This is a genomic window from uncultured Aureimonas sp., from assembly GCF_913775355.1.
Taxonomy (GTDB): domain Bacteria; phylum Pseudomonadota; class Alphaproteobacteria; order Rhizobiales; family Rhizobiaceae; genus Aureimonas.
This window is the reverse complement of record NZ_CAJYIU010000012.1, coordinates 1-5202: the sequence shown is the minus strand read 5'-3', so window position 1 is coordinate 5202 and position 5202 is coordinate 1. Positions and strand designations below refer to the sequence as shown.

At 72.3% G+C, this 5202-nt stretch carries 8 protein-coding genes; 7 read left to right on the top strand and 1 reads right to left on the bottom strand.

What is annotated here, in order from left to right; all coding sequences use genetic code 11:
- The first annotated feature begins 303 nt into the window (after positions 1–303).
- From argJ to QZ753_RS00980, 5 genes are all read left to right on the top strand, one after another.
- Positions 304–1536 (top strand): bifunctional glutamate N-acetyltransferase/amino-acid acetyltransferase ArgJ, encoded by a 1233-nt coding sequence (gene argJ, locus QZ753_RS01000; protein WP_294640395.1) that lies wholly within the window; start codon positions 304–306, stop codon positions 1534–1536.
- 4 nt (positions 1537–1540) lie between these two features.
- Complete coding sequence (locus tag QZ753_RS00995; protein WP_367171477.1) at positions 1541–2305, top strand: GNAT family N-acetyltransferase; 765 nt, start codon at positions 1541–1543, stop codon at positions 2303–2305.
- 14 nt (positions 2306–2319) lie between these two features.
- Positions 2320–2730, top strand: a complete 411-nt coding sequence (locus tag QZ753_RS00990; RefSeq protein WP_294640391.1) for a (deoxy)nucleoside triphosphate pyrophosphohydrolase — start codon at positions 2320–2322, stop codon at positions 2728–2730.
- Between the two features lie 123 nt (positions 2731–2853).
- Positions 2854–3126 (top strand): hypothetical protein, encoded by a 273-nt coding sequence (locus tag QZ753_RS00985; RefSeq protein ID WP_294640389.1) that lies wholly within the window; start codon positions 2854–2856, stop codon positions 3124–3126.
- Positions 3120–3314, top strand: a complete 195-nt coding sequence (locus tag QZ753_RS00980; RefSeq protein ID WP_294640387.1) for a Flp family type IVb pilin — start codon at positions 3120–3122, stop codon at positions 3312–3314. The genes QZ753_RS00985 and QZ753_RS00980 overlap by 7 nt, the downstream gene beginning before the upstream one ends.
- 8 nt (positions 3315–3322) lie before the next feature.
- Here the strand turns inward: QZ753_RS00980 and QZ753_RS00975 are convergent, their stop codons facing one another.
- Positions 3323–4195, bottom strand: a complete 873-nt coding sequence (locus tag QZ753_RS00975; RefSeq protein WP_294640385.1) for a methyltransferase domain-containing protein — start codon at positions 4193–4195, stop codon at positions 3323–3325.
- A 117-nt stretch (positions 4196–4312) separates the two neighbouring features.
- On the opposite strand from QZ753_RS00975, the gene QZ753_RS00970 reads away from it, so the two are divergent.
- Both QZ753_RS00970 and QZ753_RS00965 read left to right on the top strand, forming a co-directional pair.
- On the top strand, positions 4313–5062 hold the full coding sequence (locus QZ753_RS00970; protein ID WP_294640398.1) for a ComF family protein: 750 nt from the start codon (positions 4313–4315) through the stop codon (positions 5060–5062).
- Positions 5063–5100: 38 nt separating this feature from the next.
- Positions 5101–5202 (top strand): glutaredoxin domain-containing protein (locus QZ753_RS00965; RefSeq protein ID WP_294640397.1); only part of this gene is annotated, 102 nt, incomplete at its 3' end.

The window sequence follows — 5202 nt, the reverse complement described above, 5'->3', positions numbered from 1 at the left end:
GCCGTGACCTACGAGGACCCGGCCCTGAAGTCGCAGATGGACACGATGGAAAAGGCCATGTCGGGCGCCGCCGAGGACCCGGAGGCCGCGGCCGACGAAGCCGAGACCGACGCCGCGCCGGCCCCGGCGCAGTAACCGGCCGCGCGAACATCGAACCGTCGAGACGGGGCGCCGGAGCCGATCCGGCGCCCCTATTTCGTGCACCCGTCCGGCCGCGTCGCGCAAATGTCGCTTGCCGCTCACCCGCGGCTTGGGGCACAGGGAGGCTAACCGCTCCAGTTTCCCCGGCCGAAGGGTTGCGCCATGTCCCATCCCGTTTCCCCGCTCGCCCCCCGCTCCGTGCCGGACATGCCCGCCGTCGCCGGCGTGTCGATCGCGACGGGTGCCGCCGGCATCAAGTACAAGGGCCGCACCGACGTCCTCACGATGACCTTCGCCGAAGGCACCGCGGTGGCGGGCGTGCTTACCACCTCGCGCTGCCCCTCGGCCCCGGTGGACCATTGCCGCGCGAGCCTGAAGGGCGGGCGGGCCCGCGCTCTCGTCGTCAATTCCGGCAACGCCAACGCCTTCACCGGCCGCAAGGGCACCGCCACCACGGACGCCACCGCCCGGGCCGCCGCCGAGGCGGTCGGCTGCTCGCCCTCGGAAGTGTTCCTCGCCTCGACCGGCGTGATCGGCGAGCCGCTCGACGCCGCCAAGATCACCCCGCTTCTTGCCGGCCTCTTCTCGCAAGGGGAGGGCGCGCGCTGGCGCGAGGCCGCCGACGCGATCATGACCACCGACACCTATGCCAAGGTCGCCACGCGCGAGGTCGCGCTCGGCGACGCGACGGTGCGCCTCAACGGCATCGCCAAGGGCGCCGGGATGATCGCGCCCGACATGGCGACGATGCTGTCGTTCCTCGCCACCGACGCGGCGATCGCGCCGGGTGTCCTCCAGGCGCTGCTGGCCGAAGCCGTCGGCCCGACCTTCAACTCGGTGACGGTCGACAGCGACACCTCGACCTCGGATACGCTGCTCCTCTTCGCGACGGGCGCCGCCGGCAACGCGGAGGTCTCGGACGCCGGCGACACGCGGCTCGGCCCCTTCCGCGAGGCGCTGGTTGCCGTCCTTCTCGATCTCGCGCGGCAGGTCGCGCGCGACGGCGAGGGCGCCCGCAAGGAGATCATCGTGACGGTGGAGGGGGCGGTCGACGACCGCTCCGCCAAGCGCATCGCGCTCTCGATCGCCAATTCGCCGCTGGTGAAGACGGCGGTCGCCGGCGAGGACGCCAACTGGGGCCGCGTCGTGATGGCGGTCGGCAAGGCGGGCGAGCCGGCCGAGCGCGATCGCCTCGCGATCTCGTTCGGCGACGTGCGCGTGGCGGTCGACGGCGAGCGTGACCCGGCCTACTCGGAGGCGGAGGCCTCGGCCGCGATGAAGCGGGACGAGATCCGGATCGGCGTCCAGCTCGGCCTCGGGAGCGGGCGCTGGACGGTCTACACCTGCGACCTCACCAAGGAATACGTCGCGATCAATGGCGACTACCGGAGCTGATCGCGTGCCGCGGCTGACGGTGGTGCGCCGGCTGGAGGCGGCGGGCTTCCGCGCCTGGCCGGCCAGCTCGACCTTCTACGACGGCACCTGGGCGGTGCGGCTGACGACGAGCTTTCCGGCCAAGCGGCTGAACTCGGTGAACCCGCTCGACCCCGCGGACGACGCCGAAATCGAGGCGCGCATCGAGCGGGCCGAGGCGCGCTTTGCCGCGGTCGGCCGGCCGCTGGTGTTCCGCCAGTCGCCGCTCGCCCCGCCGCGCCTCATCCGCCATCTCGACGAGGCCGGCTGGTCGAGCTTCGGCGAATCGATCGTCTACACCGCCGATCTCGCCAGTCTCGACCTCGCCGAGGCGATCGACCGGATCCCGCTGCAGGATGCGCGGCGCTACCTCGAAGCCTCGCTCGTCGTCCATCGCCGGCCGCCGGCGCTGCGCGAGGGGCTGGAGGCGGTGCTGGCCTCGATCCGCCCGCCCGCCGCCTATTTCGTGCGCGAGAACGACGAGGGCCGGCCGATCGCCGTGGCGCTCGCGATCTCCGACAACGACCTTGCCGGCATCCTCGACGTCGCGGTGGACAGCGGCTATCGCCGCCAAGGCATCGGCATCGACCTCGTCGCGACCGCGCTGCGCCACACCGCCCACAAGGGCGCACGCACCGGGTGGCTGCAGGTCGAGGCCGAAAACGCCGCCGGCCGCGCCCTCTACGCGCGCCTCGGCTTCACGGAAGCCTATCGCTACGTCTATCGCGCCCCGCCGGGCATCATCGTCTGACGGGAGCCCCGCCCATGCCGACGCCTCGTCTCCTCCTCGTCGCGGCCTGCGCGCTGCTCGATGCCGACAACCGCATCCTTCTCGCCCAGCGGCCGCCCGGCAAGTCGCTCGCCGGCCTATGGGAGTTTCCCGGCGGCAAGGTGGAGGCCGGCGAGACCCCGGAGGAAACGCTGATCCGCGAGCTTCGCGAGGAGATCGGCGTCGAGACCAAGGCGGATTGCCTCGCCCCGCTCACCTTCGCCAGCCATACCTACGACGACTTCCATCTCCTGATGCCGCTTTACGTCTGCCGGCGCTACGAGGGCATTCCCCGGTCGATGGAGGGACAGGCGCTGAAATGGGTGCGCCCCGCCGCCCTGCGGGACCATCCGATGCCGCCGGCCGACCTGCCGCTGATCCCGTTCCTCACCGACCTCCTCGCCTGACGCGAAAAAACGTGGGGGAGGCCCCCGCGTTAAGCATGCCGCTTAAACCGGTCTTCACGGTGCCTGGCGATGATCCCACCGGTCTGGCGCTCGGCGCGCCGGACGGGACCGGAGCCGGATCGCATGCGCAAGAAGCCAAACCGCTCGCCACGCCGCGCCGGGGTTGCCGGTGCCCTCGTGCGGGCCGCCATCCTCGTCGCGCCGCTCGCCGGCGCCATCGCCTTCGGGATCGCGCCGCGCGGCAGCGACCGGCTGGTCGCGGCCAACGGCTCGGAGGGCATCGACACCATGACCACCGGCTCCGTCTCGGCCTCGCGCTTCACCTTCGCGGTCGGTGCCGGGCCGGTCGGCGGCTGCCTGCGGGTCGGCGATGGGCGCCCGGGGGGCGCATGCTGATGCGCGCCGCCTCGCCCCACCGTTTCCTCGCCGACCGTTCGGGCGCCACCGCCATCGAATACGGCCTGATCGTCGCGCTCGTCGGGATCGCGCTCCTCGTCGGTCTCGGCGATACCCGGGACGGCGTCAGCGCCATGTTCAACAACCTGATGGTCAAGGTTTCCGAAGTCCTCGACCGGGGCGCCTGACGGCGGCCTCAGCCTTTCGGCCGCAGCGCCTCCGCCAGGCTGTGCGTCGCGCTGCCGGGCTTCAGCGGCTTCTGCTGGCTCTCGTGCGGCTTCCAGCCCGAGAGGTAGACGACGTCGAAGGTTGCGCGCAGCCGGCCGTCCGCGTCCGCGAAGCGCTCGGCATAGATCTCGGCCGCCCGGAAGAACAGCTGCCGCCCCACCGGGCGGCGCGCCCGCGCATGCAGCATGTTGCTCATGCCCATGTCGCGCAGGTCCCGCATCAGCTCGAACATTGAGGCGTAGCGCACCGTCAGCCGGTCCTGGTCGATGACCGGAAGCGCGAAGCCGGCGCGCTGAAGAAGGCCGCCCGCCTCGCGAAGGTCCGCGAACGGCGCGACGCGCGGGCTGGCGCCCCCTGAAATCTCGGCTTCCGCCGCCAGAAGCGAGGCGCGCAGCTCGTTCAGCGTCTCGCCGCCCAGGAGCGCCGCGAGGAACAGCCCGTCCGGGCGAAGCGCCCGCCGGATCTGCACCAGAACGCCCGGCGTGTCGTTGGTCAGGTGAAGCGAGAGCGGCGACAGGACGAGATCGACGCTCTCGTCGCGCAGGGGCAGCGCCTCCTCGTCGGCGACAACCCCTTCGCCAGGGCCGAGGAAGCGCTTGTCGCGCTCGAGGCGCAGCAGGCGCTCGACCTGGCCACCCTGCCCAAGCCGCGCGGCCAGCGCCCCCGTGTGTCCGGCGAGTTCCACGCCCACCGCGAACTGGCGCTGGACGAGCGAGAGGCGCTCGGCGAGCTCGTCCGCCACCGCGTCGAGGAGGAACGAGGCGCCCGGTGCCGCGCGCGCCGCCGCGCGCACGCGGCGCCGGTCGATCAGCGCACGGTCGAAGGGGGCGTTCGCGGTCATTGTCGGGCTCCAGGTCTCGAAGCGGGGCAAGGGGCTTGTGGCCGGCTCGCCGGGGAGTATCGTCGGCGGCGGCGCATGGGAAGCGCCGGAGGAGACGACGGGGTGGGGGCGATGGGCATGGATCTCGTCTGGCGCGGTCTGTCCCGTGTCGCAGGGCCGATCGGTCGGCTCATCTATCCGCCGGTCTGCGCCGGTTGCGGCGCCGCGCTCGCACGGGCGCCAGCCGTCTGTTCGCAGTGCTGGCAGTCGCTGCGCTTCATAGAGCGTCCCTATTGCGAGGTGCTGGGCCTTCCCTTCTCCTACGATCTCGGACGCGGCTTCCTGTCGGCGGAAGCGATCGCCGACCCGCCGGTGTTCGCGCGCCTGCGGGCCGCCCTCGTCTACGAGACGCTCGCCGCGCGCATGGTCGCGTCCCTGAAATACGCCGACCGGGCCGATCTCGTTCCGCTGATGGCGGCCTGGATGCGCCGGGCGGGTGAGGAGGCGATCACCGCCAGCGACCTCGTGGTGCCGGTGCCGCTCCATGCGCGGCGTCTGATGCGCCGGCACTTCAACCAGTCCGCCGAGCTCGCCCGCGCGATCGCCCGCGCCGAGCGTCTCGCCTATGCACCCATGAGCCTCCGGCGGCGGCGCGCGACGCGAAGTCAGGTCGGCCTCGGGCCGGACGAGCGGCGCGAGAACGTGCGCGGCGCCTTCGAGGTGCCCGCCTCCGAGGCCGGCACGGTGCGCGGCCGGCGCATCCTTCTCGTCGACGACGTCTACACGACCGGCGCGACGGTCTCTGCGGCGACGCTCGCGCTGAAGCGCGCCGGCGCCGCCGAGGTCAGCGTCCTCGTCTTCGCCAGGGTTGCGGCGGGCGGCGGATGACCGCATATCAGCGCGTCGCCTGAAGTTTCGAGGACGCCATGCCCCCCGTCACCATCTATACCCGACAGTTCTGCGGCTACTGCGCGCGCGCCAAGGACCTCCTGACCCGCAAGGGCGTCGCCTTCGAGGAGAAGGACGCG

What these genes read in the sequence shown, in the direction of transcription:
- argJ (WP_294640395.1), top strand. Translation starts at nt 304, where the DNA reads ATGTCCCATCCCGTTTCCCCGCTCGCCCCCCGCTCCGTGCCGGACATG.
- QZ753_RS00990 (WP_294640391.1), top strand. Translation starts at nt 2,320, where the DNA reads ATGCCGACGCCTCGTCTCCTCCTCGTCGCGGCCTGCGCGCTGCTCGAT.
- QZ753_RS00985 (WP_294640389.1), top strand. Translation starts at nt 2,854, where the DNA reads ATGCGCAAGAAGCCAAACCGCTCGCCACGCCGCGCCGGGGTTGCCGGT.
- QZ753_RS00980 (WP_294640387.1), top strand. Translation starts at nt 3,120, where the DNA reads ATGCTGATGCGCGCCGCCTCGCCCCACCGTTTCCTCGCCGACCGTTCG.
- QZ753_RS00975 (WP_294640385.1), bottom strand. Translation starts at nt 4,195, where the DNA reads ATGACCGCGAACGCCCCCTTCGACCGTGCGCTGATCGACCGGCGCCGC.
- QZ753_RS00970 (WP_294640398.1), top strand. Translation starts at nt 4,313, where the DNA reads ATGGATCTCGTCTGGCGCGGTCTGTCCCGTGTCGCAGGGCCGATCGGT.